Here is a 15,567-nt window from a genome sequence, read left to right as displayed (position 1 = left end):
CTTCATGACCACCACCCCGAACACCCTGCCCGACGGGTTCGACCCGGTCACGCTCGAAGTGATCCGCATGCGGCTCGACTCCATCGTGGAGGAGATGGGCATCGCGATGATCCGCTCGTCGGGCTCCCCGGTGATCACCGAGGCCGGCGACTTCAACACCGCGCTGTTCGATCCCACGGGCCGGATCTACGCCTATTCCGACTACGTCCAGTTCCACATCGGCTCGGGCAGCGTCGCCGTGCAGAACCTGGTGAAGGCCATCGAGGGCGAGCCGCTCGCACCCGGGGACGCGTTCATCTGCAACGACCCGCACACCGCCGGCGCGAGCCACCCGCCGGACACCAACGTGATCTCGCCGATCTTCCACGGCGACGAGCTGATCGGCTGGGCTCAGTCGCAGGCCCACCTGGTGGACGTCGGCGGCATGACGCCGGGCGGGTTCGCTCCTGGCGCCCACGACTGTTACGCCGAGGCGCTGCGGCTGCCGCCCGGCGTCAAGATCTTCGAGCGGGGCGAGCCGGTCGAATGGGTGCGCCGGATCCTGCTCAACAACGTGCGGGTGCCCGCGCTGTTCTGGAACGACGTGCGCAGCCTGGTGGCGAGCAACAACACCGGCATCCGGCGGCTGCTGTCCACCATCGACGAGTTCGGGCTGGAGCAGTTCCGCGACTACACGAGGCTGTCCTTCCAGCTGGCCGAGCAGGTGGTGCGCGACCGGATCTCCCGCATCCCCGACGGCACCTACACCGCCGAGGAGTGGACCGAGCACAATGGACACGTCGACGAGCTGTACCGCGTCGCGTGCACGATGACCAAACGCGACGACCAGATCACCTTCGACTTCACCGGCTCCAGCGAGCAGACCGACGGTTTCGTCAACTGCAGCTACGGTGCGCTGGTCGGCAGCGTCGCGACCGCGATCGTCCCGATCCTGGCGTGGGACGTGCCGTTCAACGAGGGCGTCATGACGGCGTTCGACATCGTCGCCGAGCCCGGCTCGATCGTGAACCCCCGGCCCCCGGCTCCGATCAGCAACGGGCACCTCACCACGGGTGCCCGCGTCAGCCGTGTCGTCACCAAGCTCATGAACGAGGCGTGCCGGGGCAGCGGGGACGACACCGTCCGCGACCGCACCCAGGGCGTGTGGGGCGACTCGTGGACCGGGGGCATCTCGGCGGGCACCACCGACGCCGGTGAGTACTTCGTGCTGTTCAACATGGACGGTGGCGGCATGGGCGCCGGTGCCCAGCCGGACCGCGACGGGCTCGACTGCGCCGGGATGATGACGCAGGTCAACAACATGCTGCCGGACGTCGAGATGAACGAGATGCTCTACCCGGTGCTGTACCTGTGGAAGCAGCTCAACATCGACAGCGCGGGCCACGGCGCCCATCGCGGCGGCCTCGGTCTCCGCTTCGCCTGGACCCTGCACGGCGCCCAGGAGGTCACGCAGACCGTGTTCGCGCCCAACGCCCAGGTGGTCGCCGACGGCTTCGGGGGCGGCCTGCCCGGCGGAGGCAGCGGCCACGAGGTCTGGCGCGGGACCGACGTCGCGCGGCTGCTCGCCGACGGCCGGGTGCCCACCCGCGACACCCTGGGTGCGGAGGAGCGGGAGCTGCTGGAGATCAACCAGCAGTCGGTCGCCATCCGCGCCGGGGACGTGCTGGTGCAGTGGATCGCGGGCGGAGGCGGTTACGGCGACCCGTTGCTGCGCGACCCGCGGCTCGTCGCCGCCGACGTCCGGGACGGTTACGTGACCGCCGAGACCGCGCGGCGCACCTACGGCGTGGTCATCGCCGACGGCACGGCGGACGAGGCCGCCACTCAGCGGGCCCGCGCCGCCCTGCGCAGCGAACGGCTCGACGGCGACACGCCCGCCCAGCAGGTCCCGCCGACGTCCCCGGCGAGGTCGTCCGCCCCGCGCCGGGACGCCGACGGCTGGTACGTGCCGGCCAGCGGGGCGCGCCTCGGCACCGGCGACGACTGGCGCGACGAGGCGCGCACGGTCACCCACGTCGCCGCCGACCGGCTCGCCGAGCACGGCGTCCGTGTCCGCCCGCGCACCGAGGGTGGTCGGGTGCTGATCGACGAGTTCTACAGTCCCTCCTGCGGCACTCTCCTGGAGGCCCGTGTCAGGGTGGACGCGTCCGCGAGCTGAAAGGCGACCATGACGATCAACGACGACGGCGATCTCGCCGGCATGCTGCCCGGCGGGCTGTCCAAGGGCGCCCTGCGCGGCATCGTGGTCCTCGACATCACCCGGGTCGTGGCTGGCCCGTTCTGCTCGATGCTGCTGGCCGACCTCGGCGCGACCGTGATCAAGATCGAGAACCCGAGGGATCCGGACTACGCCAGGGACTTCCCGCCGAAGCTGCGGGCCGGGTCCGGCGAGGAGTTCAGCGGGTTCTTCGCGCAGTACAACCGCAACAAGTTCGGGTTGACCATCGACCTGTCCACAGAGGACGGAGCGGACCTGCTGAGGAAGCTCGTGCGGCGCGCCGACGTTCTGGTGGAGAACTTCCGGCCGGGCACGATGGACAAGCTCGGCGTCGGCTACGACGTGCTGCGCCGAGAGAACCCGCGCCTGGTCTACACGGCGATCTCCGGCTACGGGCAGACCGGCCCGTACCGCAGGCGGCCCGCCTACGACAACAGCGCGCAGGCCACGGGTGGCCTGTGGTCGATGAACGGGTTCCCCGACCGGCCGCCGTCGCGGGTGGGCACCATCATCGGCGACCTGTCCGCGACGTTCTACGCCGTCATCGGCACACTCGCCGCGCTGAGGGAGTCGGAGAAGACGGGGCAGGGGCAGCTGGTCGACGTGTCCCAGCAGGACTCGGTGCTCAGCCTGACCGAGAACGCCGTGGTGTCCTACACCGTCGACGGCAAGGTCCCCGGGCCGCTGGGCAACGAACATCCCTTCGTCAAGCCCTACGAGCTCTACCCGTGCAAGGACGGGTTCGTGTTCTTCGGGGGTTACACCGACAAGTTCTGGCGCCTGTCCTGCCACCTGTTCGGACAGCCCGAGCTCGCAGACGATCCCGAGATCGACACGATGGCCAAGCGGTTCGACCCCGAGGTCTACGAGCGGCGGGTCCGGCCGCTGCTGCACACGTGGTTCGAGGACAAGACGAAGACGGAGCTGGAGGAGATCGTCGGCGACGCCGTGCCGCTGAGCGCGATCAAGAACATCGCCGAGGTCGTCGAGGACCCGCAGATCGCCGCGCGGGACATGGTCGTGGACGTCGAGTATCCGGAGTTCGGCGAGCTGCGGATGTTCGGCTCGCCCATCAAGCTCGGTGGCACCCCCGCCGAGCCGCGCGGGCTCGCGCCGAAGGTCGGCGAGCACGCCGACACCGTGCTGCGGGCACTCACCGATCTCGACGAGGAGTCGATCGCCCTGCTGCGGGAGAAGGGCGTCATCTGATGGGCGACATCGGCCTCGACCGGGACGGCGCGGTCGCGATCATCCGGTTCGACCGCCCGGACAAGCTCAACGCGCTCACGCTGGCGATGTACGAGGAACTCGGTGCGGCGTTCGCGGAGGTCCGCGACGACGACTCGCTCGCCGTCGCCGTCCTCACCGGCAGCGGAGACCGCGCGTTCTGCGTCGGCGCCGACCTCACCGAGTCCATCCCGGCGCTGGCGCAGGGGCGATTCGACATCTCGGAATGGGATGCCGCGCACCAGAAGCACACCACGCTGTTCAAACCGGTGATCGCGGCGGTCAACGGCCTCTGCCTCGGCGGCGGGTTCGAGATCATGCTCTCCACCGACCTCCGGGTCGCCGCCGACACCGCCGAGTTCGGCCTCCCGGAGAGCGGCGTCGGCGTCGTACCGGCCGGGGGCACGCTCACCCGGCTGACGCGGCAGATCCCGTACGTGTGGGCGATGGAGCTGATGCTGCAGGGCGACCGGATCCCGGCGAGCCAGGCGTTGCGGTACGGCCTGCTCAACGAGGTCGTCCCCGCGCGTCAGGTGCTCGACGCCGCGGTGGAGCGCGCCCACCGGCTCGCGGCCCGCAGCGGCACGGCACTGGAGACCATCAAGGAGGCCGTGCTCCGCCTCGGTGACCTCCCGCAGGACCAGGCGTTCCACTCGGAGGCCCTGTACGGGCAGAAGGCGTTCACCTCGCCCGACGCCCGTGAGGGGCTGGCCGCGTTCGCCGAGCGCAGGCCACCGGCGTTCCCGTCGCGCGACGACACGCGGCACTGACGGGCCGGCGGCCCGCGCGGTTCGTACATTGACGGGATGGGACAGCGTCGGGCACGGCCGGCCCGCCGGGGGCAGCCCGCGAGCCCGTCCGCTTCGCCGTCCCCGCCTGTCCGGCTCGGCCTGCGCGAGAACCGGTGGCAGTTCACCCTGCTCGTCGTCGTCAACGTCTGCGTCGGCGGGCTGGTGGGTCTCGAACGCACCACCGTTCCCCTGCTCGGCACCGAGGTGTTCGGCCTGACCAGCGACCTCGCGGTGTTCTCGTTCATCATCGCCTTCGGCGTCACCAAGGCGCTGACCAACCTCGCCGCCGGGGCGCTGACCGCCCGGTTCCGCCGCAAGCAGCTGCTGGTCACGGGCTGGCTGATCGGTATCCCCGTGCCGTTCGCGCTCGCGTGGGCGCCGTCCTGGGGCTGGATCGTCGCCGCGAACGTCCTGCTCGGCCTCAACCAGGGGCTGACCTGGTCGATGACGGTCAACATGAAGATCGACCTCGTCGGCCCCGCGCGCCGGGGGCTGGCGACCGGGCTCAACGAGGCGGCGGGCTACGTCGCCGTCGGCGCCACCGCACTGCTCACCGGCTACCTCGCCACCGTCTACGGCCTGCGGCCCGCCCCGGAGCTGCTCGGTGCCGTGTTCGTCGCCGCGGGTCTCGGCCTGGCCCTGATCGTGCGCGACACCGCCGCCCACGTCGCCCTCGAACTGGCCCAGCACCCGACACCCGCGCCCACCGCCTCGGCCGGGCTGGCGACCACGTTCGCCCGCACGTCGTGGCGGCATCGCTCGCTCCGGGGAGCCAGCCAGGCCGGGCTGGTCAACAACCTCAACGACGGCCTCACGTGGGGCGTGTTCCCCCTGCTGTTCACCGACCACGGCCTCGGGCTGGCCGCCGTGGGACTGATCAAAGGTCTCTACCCGCTGCTGTGGGGCCTCGGACAGATCCCCACCGGGCATCTGTCCGACCGCATCGGCCGCAAACCGCTCATCGTCACCGGCATGCTCGTCCAGTCCGGCGGGTTCGTCCTCGCCCTGGCACTGCTGGAGTGGCCCCTGCTCGCCGGCATCCTGTCCGCCATCGCGCTCGGCGTCGGCACCGCGCTGGTGTACCCCGCGCTCATCGCCTCGGTGTCCGACCACGCCCACCCTGGCTGGCGCGCCAACGCACTCGGCGTCTACCGCTTCTGGCGCGACCTCGGCTACGCCGCGGGCGCACTCGTCGCCGGTGTCCTCGCCGACGCACTCGGTCTCAACGCCACCGTCGTCGCCGCGGCAGTGCTCACCGCCGCGTCCGGCCTCCTCGCCGCATGCTGGCTCAGCGACGATCCTCGAGCGGCAGGTACATGACGTGCATGCCGACGAGCCCGTGACGCGGGTGCGCGAACGCGTCGGGAACGGTCGTCAGGATCCGGAACCCCAGTGACCGGTACAGCCTGACGGCTCCGTGGTTGGTTTCGACGACGGCGTTGAACACCATCGACCGGTAGCCCTCGTCGCGGGCGCGGCCGAGCACGTGGTGCGCGAGCGCTCTGCCGATGCCCTGACCCCGGCGGTCCGGGTCGACGATGAACGAGGCGTTGGCGACGTGACTGGACGGGCCGTAGTGCGGCTTCAGTTGTGCCGAGCCGATGATCCGCCCGCCGTCGTGGGCGACGTAGGTGCGGCCCGGCGGGTCGAGCAGCCAGCTCGCCCGTGCCTGGTCGTAGCCGGTGTCCGCGCGCCACGCGATGGTCTCGCCTTCGACGGCGATCCGGTGCCAGATGGGCCAGATCCCGGGCCAGTCGGCGGCGGTCGCCTCGCGCACGAACATGCCGACAGTATCGGGTGTCCGCGAGCGCTCCGCGTGCTCAGGAAACGGGGCTGAGCGGGTCGCGGCTCAGGGCCACGGCTCGTCGTCGGGTAGCGGGACGGTGCTGAGCTGGTCGGCGACGTCGGCCGGGTCGGCCTCCAGCGCGAGGGCGTCACCGGGCCAGGCGCCGGGGGAGTCGTCGGCGTCGTGGGCGGGACGCCGCTGGTCGGCGACATCGTGAACGGGAATCGCGTCGAACATGGAGGTCTCCGTGGTCGCGGCTGGGCTTCGCGGCGGCCCGGCCTCCCTGGAAGGCCGGGGGCCGGGCCGCGGTCGAAGGGATGCAACGGTTGTGTGCCGTCCTGTTCCGATGTCGCTGGCTATCACCTTCCTTCCGGCGGAACATGGGCATGGTTCGTCGTCCGGAGCGGAGGGGAGCGCTGTCGCCGCCAAGGTCTGAGCCGTGCGGCCTGGAAAGCGCCGGTCAGGTCGGCGGCGTCCGGGCGGCAACGATCCTCGCCGGCGGGCGGCCGAGCGGGCCCGGGCCGGGCAGGCGGCTGCGGGGTGACGTGGTCGAAGTTGGCGGCCACGATCGCGTCGAACTCGGCGCGCACCCAGTCGGGGTCCGCGCACAGCAGCTCGGCGAACTCTCCGGTCGTCCCGGAACGGCGGGTCGGCTCCGGCATCGTCGACCACCTCCTGGCAACGACTGCGTTCGACACCAGGTCATGGACCACGCGTACTTTTTCTATAGCGCGCACTGCAGGTTGTGTCAAGTGGTGGCGGGAGGGTCAAGGCGGCGCAGGCCCGGGAACCGAGGTGGACACGGGACGGGTGGCTGAAGGGGGTACTGACCGCGCTCACCGGCACGCCGGGCACGGTTCGGCATCACGGGGTGACGCCGGTCTCGGGCAGCACCGACTTCGGTGTCTGCCCGATGGCGGTCATCGTCGTGACGGACCCGAGTCCGGCGTAGTTGGGTCCGCCGAGGCGGGCGATGGGCGCCAGCGCCAACGTGTCGATCTTTCCGTTGTGCAGCAGGCCGTCGCGCACGTGGAACGCCATCACCTCACCGACGATGAACTCCGCTCCGGTCCGGCCGTACTCGGTCGCCGAGTGCAGGCGGCATTCGAGTGCGATCGCCGCCCGCGCCAGGCGGGGCACCGCGACCACGTCACAGCTCGCGGTGTCGAGCCCGAGCACGTCGACCTCGCTCGTGTCGGGCGGGTGCTCGACCGCGCTGAGGTGGACGGCCTCGACCATCGACTCGTCGGGGATGTGCACCACGTACTCGCCGCGGTCGTGGATGTTGCGCCCCGTGTCCTTGCGGTGTCCGGCCTTGCGGCCGACGTTGACCCCGAGCATCGGCGGGGCGTTGGAGACGAACGTGAAGCAGCTGAACGGGGCGAGGTTCACCACGCCGTCGCCCGACAGCGTGGTGACCCACGCGATCGGGCGCGGCACGACGACGCCGGTGAGCAGCCGGTAGGTCTGCTCGGGGGTGAGCGAACCTGGCAGTACCGTGGTCATCGGCGCACCTGCCCGTTCGCGCGGTACTCGGCCAGCAGTTCCGACGGCGCGGGGTACAGGCCCCGCAGTGACGCGCCCGCGCGCACCTTCTCACCGATGAACGATTCGAGCCCTTCCTGTTCCGCCGCGCCGGCGGCGACGTCCTCGGCGTACTCCCTCGGCACCACGATCACGCCGTCGTCGTCGCCCACGAGAACGTCACCGGGATACACGGCGACCTCGCCGCAGCCGATCGGCACGTCCTGCTCCACGACGCGGAGGTAGGCCCTGCTGACGTTGGCCGTGGCACCCGCCGAGTAGCACGGCAACCCGGTGCCGGCGAGCCCGGCGACGTCGCGTAGCCCGGCGTCGGTCACGAGTCCGCGCGCGCCGCGGACCCGGAGCCGCTCGACGAGGATGTCCCCGCCGGTGGCGGTGCGGCTTTGCCCACGGCCGTCCACGACGAGCACCGCGCCGTCCGGCGTGGACTCGATCGCGTCGAACAGCGACAGCCCGGGGGTGGGGCGGGTGCCGGGCAGCAGGCCGTCGAGGTCCTCCCGCGCGGGGATCGTCCGCAGCGTCCACGCCGCGCCGAGCAGGCGTTGCCCGGGGCGCAGTGGGCGCACCCCCATGAGGAACTGGTCCCGCAGCCCCCGTTTCAGCAGCTGACTGGCCACCGTGGCGGTGCTGACGCCGCCCAGCAGCCGCTCGACGTGGGCGGGAACCGGGGTGAAGGTCGTCGTGGTCATCGCACGCCCTCCAGCAGGCCCCATGCCTCGGCCGCCGCGCCGACCCGGCGCCTCCCCGGCTCCGACAGGGGCACGAGCGGTGCGCGCAACGCCGGGCCGATCAGCCCTGCCTGCGACATCAGCCACTTGACGGCGGTCGGGTTGGTCTCGGTCAGCACCACGTCGTTGAGGTCGAGCAGCCGGAAGTGCAGCTCGCGCGCCTCGTCCCACTGACCTTCGGCGACGGCGTCGTACAGGCGGGCGATCTCCCGGGGCACGAGGTTGGCGGTGACGCTGATGAACCCGGCGCCGCCGATGGCCAACAGCGGGAAGCACAGCGCCTCGAGCCCGGAGAAAAGCAGAAACTCCGGCCCGGTCTCCCGGAGCACGAAGTTGGCGTGGGCGAAGTCCGGGCTCGCCTCCTTCATGCCCACGATGTTCGGCACGTCGCGCCACAGTCGTCCCACCGTCTCTGGCGCGATCTCGACGCCGGTGCGGGAGGGGATGTTGTAGATGAGGACCGGGATGTCCACGGCCTCGGCGAGGTCGCGGTACCACGCGTAGAGACCCTCCTGGGTGGGCCGGGCGTAGTAGGGCACGATCACGAGCGCGGCGTCGGCACCCGCCTCGGCGGCGCGCCGGGTGATCGCGATCGTCTCGGGTAGCTGGTGTGTTCCGGTGCCCGGGACGAACGGCAGCCTGCCGTCGAGGGCCTCGGAGGCCGCGTCGATCATCCGGAGCCGCTCGTCGAGGGTCAGCGCGCCCGGCTCGCCGGTGGTGCCCGTGACCGAGACGCCGTGGCTGCCGGCCTCGACATGGTGGTCGATCAGGCGGCGCAGCGTGGGCAGGTCGAGCCCGCCGTCCGCGTGGAACGGCGTCACCAGCGGGGCGATGGAGCCACGCAGGCGGGTCGTCAGGTCAGCCATCAAGTGTTCCTCTCGGGGGTGGTTACGATCGCGGGATGGACGTGGACGTGGCGGTGCTGCGGTCTTTCGTCGTGCTCGCGGACGAACTGCATTTCGCCCGCGCCGCCGCGCGTCTGCACATCGAGCAGCCCGCGCTCAGTCAGCGGATCAAGCGGCTGGAACAGCGGATGGGTGTGCAGCTGTTCGTCAGGGACAGTCGCAACGTGCGACTCACCCCGGCGGGGCAGGAGTTCGCCGTCGAGGTGGGTGACGTACTGCGCCGTCTGGACGCGGCCGTCGGGCGCGCGGTCCGCACCGCCGCCGGAACGCGCGGAACCGTCCGGCTCTCCTACACCCTCAGCGTCGGCTACGAGACGCTGCCGGTGCTGCTCGGCGACCTGGAACGGGCGCTGCCCGACGTCACCGTGGAGGCGGTCGAGCTCTGGGAGTCGGATGTGCTCTCCGGTGTGCTGCGGCGGGATTGGGACGCGGGCCTCGTCCGTTACGACCCGGACCATCCGGACGTCACGGCGCTGCTGCTGCGGCACGAGTCGCTGGTCGTCGCCATGCCGGAGACCCATCCGCTCGCGGGACGGAGCGAGGTGAAGCTGGCCGAGCTGCGCGGCGAACGGTTCGTCACCACGCCGGTCTCGCTCGCGCCCGGCTACCAGGCGCTGCTCGACGACGTCTTCGACGCGGCCGGGTTCGTGCCGCACACGGTGCGCAACACGGTGCCGGGCAACCGGATCATGGCTTTGCAGCGGCAGAAGAACGCCGTGGCGTTGCTCCCGGCCTCGGCGGCGCTCACACATCCCTCCGGTATCGCCTTCGTGCCGGTCGTGGACGACTTCGCCCACCTGCCCGTGCGGCTCGTGCACCGGCAGGACGCGGACCCCTCGGTGGTGCTGTTCGCCGAGACCCTCCAGCGTGCGGCGCGCGAGCAGGGCTGGCTCGCGCCGCCCGTCAGGCCGTGTTGAGGGCACCGCGCGTCTCCCGTGCTCGCGCTATCAGGACCAGGAAGACCACCGACAGCGCGGCGCTCAGCACGATCAGCGTCGGGATGATCGACGAGACGCCCGCGCTGACACCGGTGACCACCGTGGGCAGCAGGCCGCTCAGGCCGTAGCCGACATTCCACGAGAACGCGGTGGCGGTGGAGCGGATCTCGGTGGGGAACAGCTCGTTGACGAAGATGATCAGCGGCGCGCTGATCGCCCCCGACGCCATCACCATGACCGCGCCGCACACCAGCAGCAGCCAGTCGGCCGGCCTGGTCGACATCACCAGGTAGAGGCCCGGGATCAACACCAGGCACGCCACACCGGAGACAAGGAACACGCGCCGGCGCCCCACGCGCTGGCTCAGATGCCCGCAGGTCACGGCGACGGCCGCGGACAGGACGACGTTGACGATCAAGAACAGACTCGCGGCGTCCTGTGACATCTCCAGCACCTGCTTGTAGACCGTGGGAAGGATGCCCGTGGTGAGGTAGTAGGGCGCCGAGGCGGTGAACACGATGGCGACGCTGGCCAGCGTGACGGCACGCCAGCGGCGGGAGAACAGCGCGCGACCGGGCCGCACCGTCGGTGTGGCGGTATCGCGCGCCGTGTGCCGGGCGACCCAGGCCGGGGACTCCTCGACGCTGCGAAGCACGAGGTAGTTCACGAGCGACCCGGCGAGGGCGACCACGAAGAGGACCCGCCAGCCCCAGTCCGCGAACGCCTCCTGGCCGAGCAGCGCGACCAGGGCGATCACCAGCAGGTTGATCACCACGACGGCCAGGCTCGCGCCGCCGCCCTTGATGAGGCCTGCCGCCATGCCGCGCCAGCGTTCTGGCAGGGTCTCCGTGGCGAGCGTGTGGGTCGAAGCCGTGATGCCTCCCACGAACATTCCCTGCACGATGCGCAGTGCGATCAGCAGCACCGGTGCGGCGATCCCGAGCGTCGCCACCCCGGGCAGCACGCCCATGAGCGCCGTCGAGACCCCGGCGCCGATCACGGCCAGCACCATCGCCGGCCTGCGGCCCGCCCGGTCGGCGAAGGAACCGAACACCAGCGCGCCGAGCGGCCGGACGACGAGGCTCACCGCGAACGCGGCATACGTGGCGGTGAGGCCGACCAGCGAACCGGCCTCCGCGGGGAAGAACGCCGTCGACACGTACGACGCGACATGCAAGATCACCAGGAGGTCGTACATGTCGACCGTCCAGCCGAGCACCGCCGCGCCGAGGGCCTTGCGGTGGGCCGGCGACAGCCGCTCTGCTCGCGGCGCGGCCGCCGCCGTCACGTGAGGCTCACTCATTGTGCTCACCGCCGGGAAACCCGAAGAGCCGCTGTGGGTTGTCGACCAGGATCCGGTGACGTGCCTCCGCATCGGGCGCATAACGGGCCAGCAGGTCGAGCAGCTCGCCGTCGTTGGGCACCGGTCCCGGATGCAGCGGATGAGGCCAGTCCGTGGCCCACAGCACGCGATCGGGCGCTCGCTCCACGTAGGCGCGGGCGTAGGCCGTCGCGTCGTCCCACGGGTACCCGGCGACCGACCGACGGTCCCCATTGGACAGCATGACCCACCAGTTTCCCCGTTCCAGCAGGTCGAGTACGTGCCGGAAATGCGGGTCAGCGAGTCCGTGGCCGTACTGCAACGGTCCCATGTGGTCGATCACGACGTCGGTCTCGACGTCGGCGAGCAGGGGAGTGATCTCGCGCGGGTCGATGCCGTTCATGTGCAGTTTGAGGTGCCATCCCAGTGGCACCACGCGCTCGGCGGTCCGCCGCACCTGTTCCGGCGTGGGCAGCGCGTTCTTGAGCTTCGGGTGGAAGTTGAAGCGCGCGCCACGGACGCCCGCCTCGTGCATGCGGTGTAGCTGGTCGTCGTCCACCGAGTCGTCGACGACGCCGCAGCCGCGGTAGGAGGGTCCCGCGATACGCAGGGCCTCGATCAGTGCACTGTGGTCGGTGCCGTAGGCGGTGGACTGCACGATGACGCCGCGCTCGACGCCGAGCGTCTTGTGCATGCGCAGCATCTCCTCCACGGTCGCCTCGTACACGACGTACGCTGCGTCCGGTTTGGTCGGAAAGCGCTGTGCTTCTCCGAAGATGTGCACCTGGCTGTCGCACGCCCCGTGCGGGATGGCCAGCCGGGGTTCGCGCGGCGACGGGTCGAAAAGGGCGTAGCTGGGCCGCTCAGGCATCCCGGCCTCCGTTCCCGGTGACCACGGCGAGTACCTCGCACTGGACGAGGATGTGCGGCCGGGTGGTGCCGATGTTCACCTGCCGCGCGGGTCGGGAGTCCGGATCGGGAAACAGAGCGCACCACTGCCTGTTCAGCTCGTCGCGGTGCTCCGGCGCGGAGAGCCTCACGGAGAACTTGAGTGCGTCGTCAAGGCTTCCCCCTGCCGCGGCCAGTATCGCCGCGATCCGGTCGAACATGCGGGCGGCCTGCTCACCGAAGTCCGGCGGGAACTCCTCCGGAGCGCTTCCCTTGCCGCCGCCGTGCACTGCGCCGGTGGCGACCAGGCCATCGATGCGGCTCGCCGCCGGGACTGGGTTCTCGTGCGAGAAGTCGTCGAGATGGATGCTGCGCCTGCTCACTAGGCGGACTCCTTCGTCCGAGGCGGATCAGAACACCGCCGACACTAGGTAGCCCTGACCTGGGGCATCAAACGAAGCTGAGCCCGGATCCATGCATGGAATGCATCGGTTTCTCGCGTGATCGGGCTCGGCCACGCAGGGTGCCGTGTTAGCGTCGTTCCGCGTGAGACGACCGTTTTGGGGGGATACATGAGCGCGCCGGACCCGATGAAGTTCGCCGAGGACCTGACGCGCTGGGCTCAGGGCCTGGAGCAGAAGGCGCAACGCTACGGGGAGTTGCAGGAGCAACTCGACCGCACGAGCGTCACCGCCGAGTCGCCGGACGGCACGGTGCGCGTCACGGTGGACTCCACCGGCGTGCCGACCGAGCTCGCGATCACCGAGCGCGGCAGAGGTGGCGATCCGCGAGCCCTCTCGGCCGCACTCATGAGCACGATGCACCGCGCCCAGGCGCAGCTGCGCGAGCGCGTGTCGGAACTGACGAGCGCGACCGTCGGCGACGACGGTCCCGGCAACGACATCGTCGCCCAGTATCGCGAGCGCTTCCCCGACCCCGCCGACGAGCCAGCCGTCGAGCCGCCGACCTTCGACGTCGGCGGCATCGAGGACGACACGGCGCGGCACGGGGAACCGCGGCAGCCCCGGCGCCGTCCGAACCGCGAGGACGACGGAGACGACGACTTCGGTGGTCCGGTACTGCGCTGAGCACGAAGGGGGACAGCTCGATGGGGGAAGGCTTCCAGGTCGACCCGGACAAGCTCCGGATGCACGCCGGCAGTGTCGGTGGGATCAAAAGCGGGGTGGACGAGGCGGCCGACGCCGGCGGTCACGTCGCCTCGCTCAACGACGCCTACGGCTGGATCTGCCAGGGCATGGGCCTGCCGGACATGTTGCGCGGACCGCAGGAACGGGTCACCGCGATGATCCAGCGGGTCGGCGCCAAGCTCGGCGAGGACCAGCACAAACTCGGTGACGCCGCGAAACGGTACGACGAGGCGGAGGCCAAGGTGATCGAGCTTCTCAAGGAGCTGGCGGAGTCGCTCGACAAGGCAGGCGATGCTCCGAAGCTGGGGGGTCGCTGATGTCCTCCTCGATCGTCAGCGACGACCCGTCGTCGGACAACCCGCTCGTCGACGGCAAGACGGACGCGACCAACCAGTACGACATGCTCCAGAGCGACGCGAGCGCCGCCGCGGGGCTCGCGCTGGTCGCGAGCAGCCTCAGCCCGGCCGCCCTCGCGGTGACGGTGCCGCTGGGAGCCGCCACCGGGCAGTTCGACAACCTGGGCAGCGGCACCGAGCTGGCGCAGGGCACGTCGGTGTCCACCGTCATCGACGCGGTGAACCAGGTGAAGAGCGGCGACTGGGCCTCGGCCCTCGCCAGCGGGAGCGCACTGGCCTCCGATGTCCTCGGCGCGGTCGCCGACCCGATCGGCGCCGTAGCCGGCCAGCTCATCGGCTGGATGCTGGAACACGTCGAGCCGCTGCGCATGGTGCTGCACCAGCTCACCGGCAACCCGGACATGGTGCAGGGCTACGCCGACACGTGGACCAACATCTCGGGCCGGATGGCCGAGCAGGGCGAGGACTACCTCAAGCGCGTGCCCGAGGAGACCGGCGACTGGGCCGGAGAGGGCGGCGACGCCTATCGTGCGAGCGCGGTCGGCACCATCCAGCTGTGCGCGGGCGCGGCGCAGGGAGCCGACGCGGTGTCCTCGGCGGCGGCGAAGATGAAGGACGTGGTGGGCGCGGTGCGTACCGCGGTCAGAGACATCCTCGCCGATCTCGCCGGCGGCCTGGTGAGCGCCGCGATCCAGGCGGCGACGGTGGTGCTCGCACCCGGCGCGGTCAAGACGATCATCACCAGGATCGCCAAGGCCGGCATCGACATCGCGAACTGGATCACCAAGCTCGCCGTCGTGATCAGCAGGCTCTCCGCGGTCATCGTCGACCTGCTGCAGGCGCTGGACGAGCTGGAGCGGGCCGAGCGGGCGGGTCGCTGAGGCGTCAGGCCCAGCCCGGTTCGGCCGTCAGCCGCAACCGGAGGTCGAGCAGTGCGGCGAACTCCGCGGCCTCCTTGACGGCCACGACGGCGTCGCCGCGGCGCGTGCTCACCACGACGACGGGCCCGGGCGGAGCGGGCACCCCCGGGGCCACCAGCGGCGCGTCGTGCTCGTTCACCTGCTCCACCCGCACGCCCGTGATCTCGCCGAACGGCACCGTGCCCGCGACGAGCGCGCCGGGGAAGCCGTACCGCCCCCGCGGTTTGAGCGACCAGCCGAGGCGGTCGGCGCCGATCGTCGCCGTGCCGTACAGCCTGGGTGGGTGGATGCGCAGGTCCCGTTCGAGGGGCAGGTTCGTCGCCGCGGGCGCGCCACCGGCCGCGGCCAGCAGGGTCCGGTGCGCTCGCGCCGCCGCGACCGTGCCGGCCAGCACGGCGAACGCGGTCACCGCCGGGCACAGCACGCCTGCCACTCCGCCGGCGACCACCGCGAGCGGGAGCGTTCCGAGCAGCTGGACGAGTCCACAAGAGACCACCCGCACCGCCCAGTACCGGGTACGGACCAGGAACCGGCCGCTCGCCCGGAACCACAGGAGGTAGCCCGCCGACGGCAGGACGAGCGCCAGTGCCACAACGCTCGACCCGGTGCCGGCGGGGCCCTCGCCGCTCGCGGCGGCCACTGCCGCGGCGGTCGCGCCGAGCACGGCGAGTGGCGCCACGACGAACGCGATGAGCAGCGCGGACCGCGCGCGGGCCCAGCGGTGGCCGAACTCGGCGCGCCGGGAGACGTGGACGGCGAAGGGAAGCGCGGGTGGGCGCATGTTCTGGACCCTACC

Annotated in this window: 18 protein-coding genes; 8 read left to right on the top strand and 10 right to left on the bottom strand. The window is 71.2% G+C overall.

Going from position 1 to position 15,567, the window contains the following annotated elements; genetic code table 11:
- Positions 1–4 precede the first annotated feature (4 nt).
- Genes BA062_RS15300 through BA062_RS15285 form a run of 4 tightly spaced genes read left to right on the top strand, consistent with a single transcriptional unit; the run spans position 5 to position 5,556 of the window.
- Positions 5–2,158, top strand: a complete 2,154-nt coding sequence (locus BA062_RS15300) for a hydantoinase B/oxoprolinase family protein (protein WP_110336795.1) — start codon at positions 5–7, stop codon at positions 2,156–2,158.
- A gap of 9 nt (positions 2,159–2,167) precedes the next feature.
- Entirely contained in the window at positions 2,168–3,427 is a 1,260-nt protein-coding gene (locus BA062_RS15295) for a CaiB/BaiF CoA transferase family protein (protein ID WP_110336793.1), read from the top strand.
- Positions 3,427–4,215 carry an enoyl-CoA hydratase/isomerase family protein gene (locus BA062_RS15290; RefSeq protein ID WP_110336791.1) on the top strand — a complete coding sequence of 263 codons (789 nt, stop codon included), beginning with the start codon at positions 3,427–3,429 and terminating at the stop codon, positions 4,213–4,215. Before BA062_RS15295 ends, BA062_RS15290 begins: the two co-directional genes overlap by 1 nt.
- 36 nt (positions 4,216–4,251) lie before the next feature.
- Entirely contained in the window at positions 4,252–5,556 is a 1,305-nt protein-coding gene (locus BA062_RS15285) for an MFS transporter (RefSeq protein ID WP_110336789.1), read from the top strand.
- Here BA062_RS15285 and BA062_RS15280 read toward each other — a convergent pair.
- The 6 genes from BA062_RS15280 to dapA all read right to left on the bottom strand — a co-directional run bounded on the left by BA062_RS15280 (position 5,525) and on the right by dapA (position 9,161).
- A complete protein-coding gene (locus BA062_RS15280) occupies positions 5,525–6,019 on the bottom strand; it encodes a GNAT family N-acetyltransferase (protein WP_110336788.1) in 495 nt (164 codons plus the stop codon). The genes BA062_RS15285 and BA062_RS15280 overlap by 32 nt on opposite strands.
- Before the next feature lie 66 nt (positions 6,020–6,085).
- Positions 6,086–6,259, bottom strand: coding sequence for a hypothetical protein (locus tag BA062_RS39850; RefSeq protein ID WP_168213971.1), 174 nt, complete (start codon positions 6,257–6,259; stop codon positions 6,086–6,088).
- A 122-nt stretch (positions 6,260–6,381) separates the two neighbouring features.
- Complete coding sequence (locus BA062_RS15275) at positions 6,382–6,684, bottom strand: hypothetical protein (protein ID WP_110336786.1); 303 nt, start codon at positions 6,682–6,684, stop codon at positions 6,382–6,384.
- A gap of 202 nt (positions 6,685–6,886) precedes the next feature.
- A complete protein-coding gene (locus BA062_RS15270) occupies positions 6,887–7,528 on the bottom strand; it encodes a flavin reductase family protein (RefSeq protein ID WP_110336784.1) in 642 nt (213 codons plus the stop codon).
- Positions 7,525–8,256: an RraA family protein gene (locus tag BA062_RS15265; protein WP_110336783.1), complete on the bottom strand. Its 732-nt coding sequence runs from the start codon at positions 8,254–8,256 to the stop codon at positions 7,525–7,527. The genes BA062_RS15270 and BA062_RS15265 overlap by 4 nt, the downstream gene beginning before the upstream one ends.
- Complete coding sequence (gene dapA / locus BA062_RS15260) at positions 8,253–9,161, bottom strand: 4-hydroxy-tetrahydrodipicolinate synthase (RefSeq protein WP_110336781.1); 909 nt, start codon at positions 9,159–9,161, stop codon at positions 8,253–8,255. Before dapA ends, BA062_RS15265 begins: the two co-directional genes overlap by 4 nt.
- A 35-nt stretch (positions 9,162–9,196) precedes the next feature.
- Between dapA and BA062_RS15255 the strand changes: the two genes are divergently transcribed.
- Positions 9,197–10,117, top strand: a complete 921-nt coding sequence (locus tag BA062_RS15255; RefSeq protein ID WP_110336780.1) for a LysR substrate-binding domain-containing protein — start codon at positions 9,197–9,199, stop codon at positions 10,115–10,117.
- On the opposite strand, the gene BA062_RS15250 is transcribed toward BA062_RS15255, so the two are convergent.
- The 3 genes from BA062_RS15250 to BA062_RS15240 are packed head-to-tail and all read right to left on the bottom strand — an operon-like array spanning position 10,104 to position 12,730.
- Entirely contained in the window at positions 10,104–11,441 is a 1,338-nt protein-coding gene (locus tag BA062_RS15250) for an MFS transporter (protein WP_168213970.1), read from the bottom strand. The genes BA062_RS15255 and BA062_RS15250 overlap by 14 nt on opposite strands.
- The gene (locus BA062_RS15245; RefSeq protein ID WP_110336776.1) at positions 11,434–12,330 is read right to left on the bottom strand and encodes an amidohydrolase family protein; all 897 of its coding nucleotides are present in this window, start codon (positions 12,328–12,330) and stop codon (positions 11,434–11,436) included. The genes BA062_RS15250 and BA062_RS15245 overlap by 8 nt, the downstream gene beginning before the upstream one ends.
- A complete protein-coding gene (locus BA062_RS15240) occupies positions 12,323–12,730 on the bottom strand; it encodes a RidA family protein (RefSeq protein WP_110336774.1) in 408 nt (135 codons plus the stop codon). Before BA062_RS15240 ends, BA062_RS15245 begins: the two co-directional genes overlap by 8 nt.
- Positions 12,731–12,919: 189 nt before the next feature.
- On the opposite strand from BA062_RS15240, the gene BA062_RS15235 reads away from it, so the two are divergent.
- The 3 genes from BA062_RS15235 to BA062_RS15225 are packed head-to-tail and all read left to right on the top strand — an operon-like array spanning position 12,920 to position 14,732.
- Positions 12,920–13,435 (top strand): YbaB/EbfC family nucleoid-associated protein, encoded by a 516-nt coding sequence (locus BA062_RS15235; RefSeq protein WP_110336772.1) that lies wholly within the window; start codon positions 12,920–12,922, stop codon positions 13,433–13,435.
- A gap of 20 nt (positions 13,436–13,455) precedes the next feature.
- The gene (locus BA062_RS15230; protein ID WP_110336770.1) at positions 13,456–13,812 is read left to right on the top strand and encodes a type VII secretion target; all 357 of its coding nucleotides are present in this window, start codon (positions 13,456–13,458) and stop codon (positions 13,810–13,812) included.
- Positions 13,812–14,732 carry a hypothetical protein gene (locus BA062_RS15225; RefSeq protein WP_110336768.1) on the top strand — a complete coding sequence of 307 codons (921 nt, stop codon included), beginning with the start codon at positions 13,812–13,814 and terminating at the stop codon, positions 14,730–14,732. The genes BA062_RS15230 and BA062_RS15225 overlap by 1 nt, the downstream gene beginning before the upstream one ends.
- Before the next feature lie 4 nt (positions 14,733–14,736).
- Here BA062_RS15225 and BA062_RS15220 read toward each other — a convergent pair whose 3' ends face one another.
- Positions 14,737–15,552, bottom strand: a complete 816-nt coding sequence (locus BA062_RS15220; RefSeq protein WP_110336766.1) for a hypothetical protein — start codon at positions 15,550–15,552, stop codon at positions 14,737–14,739.
- Between the last annotated feature and the right edge of the window lie 15 nt (positions 15,553–15,567).

It is taken from the genome of Prauserella flavalba (assembly GCF_003202235.1).
Lineage (GTDB): Bacteria > Actinomycetota > Actinomycetes > Mycobacteriales > Pseudonocardiaceae > Prauserella_A > Prauserella_A flavalba.
This window is presented reverse-complemented; position numbering and strand designations above follow the sequence as displayed.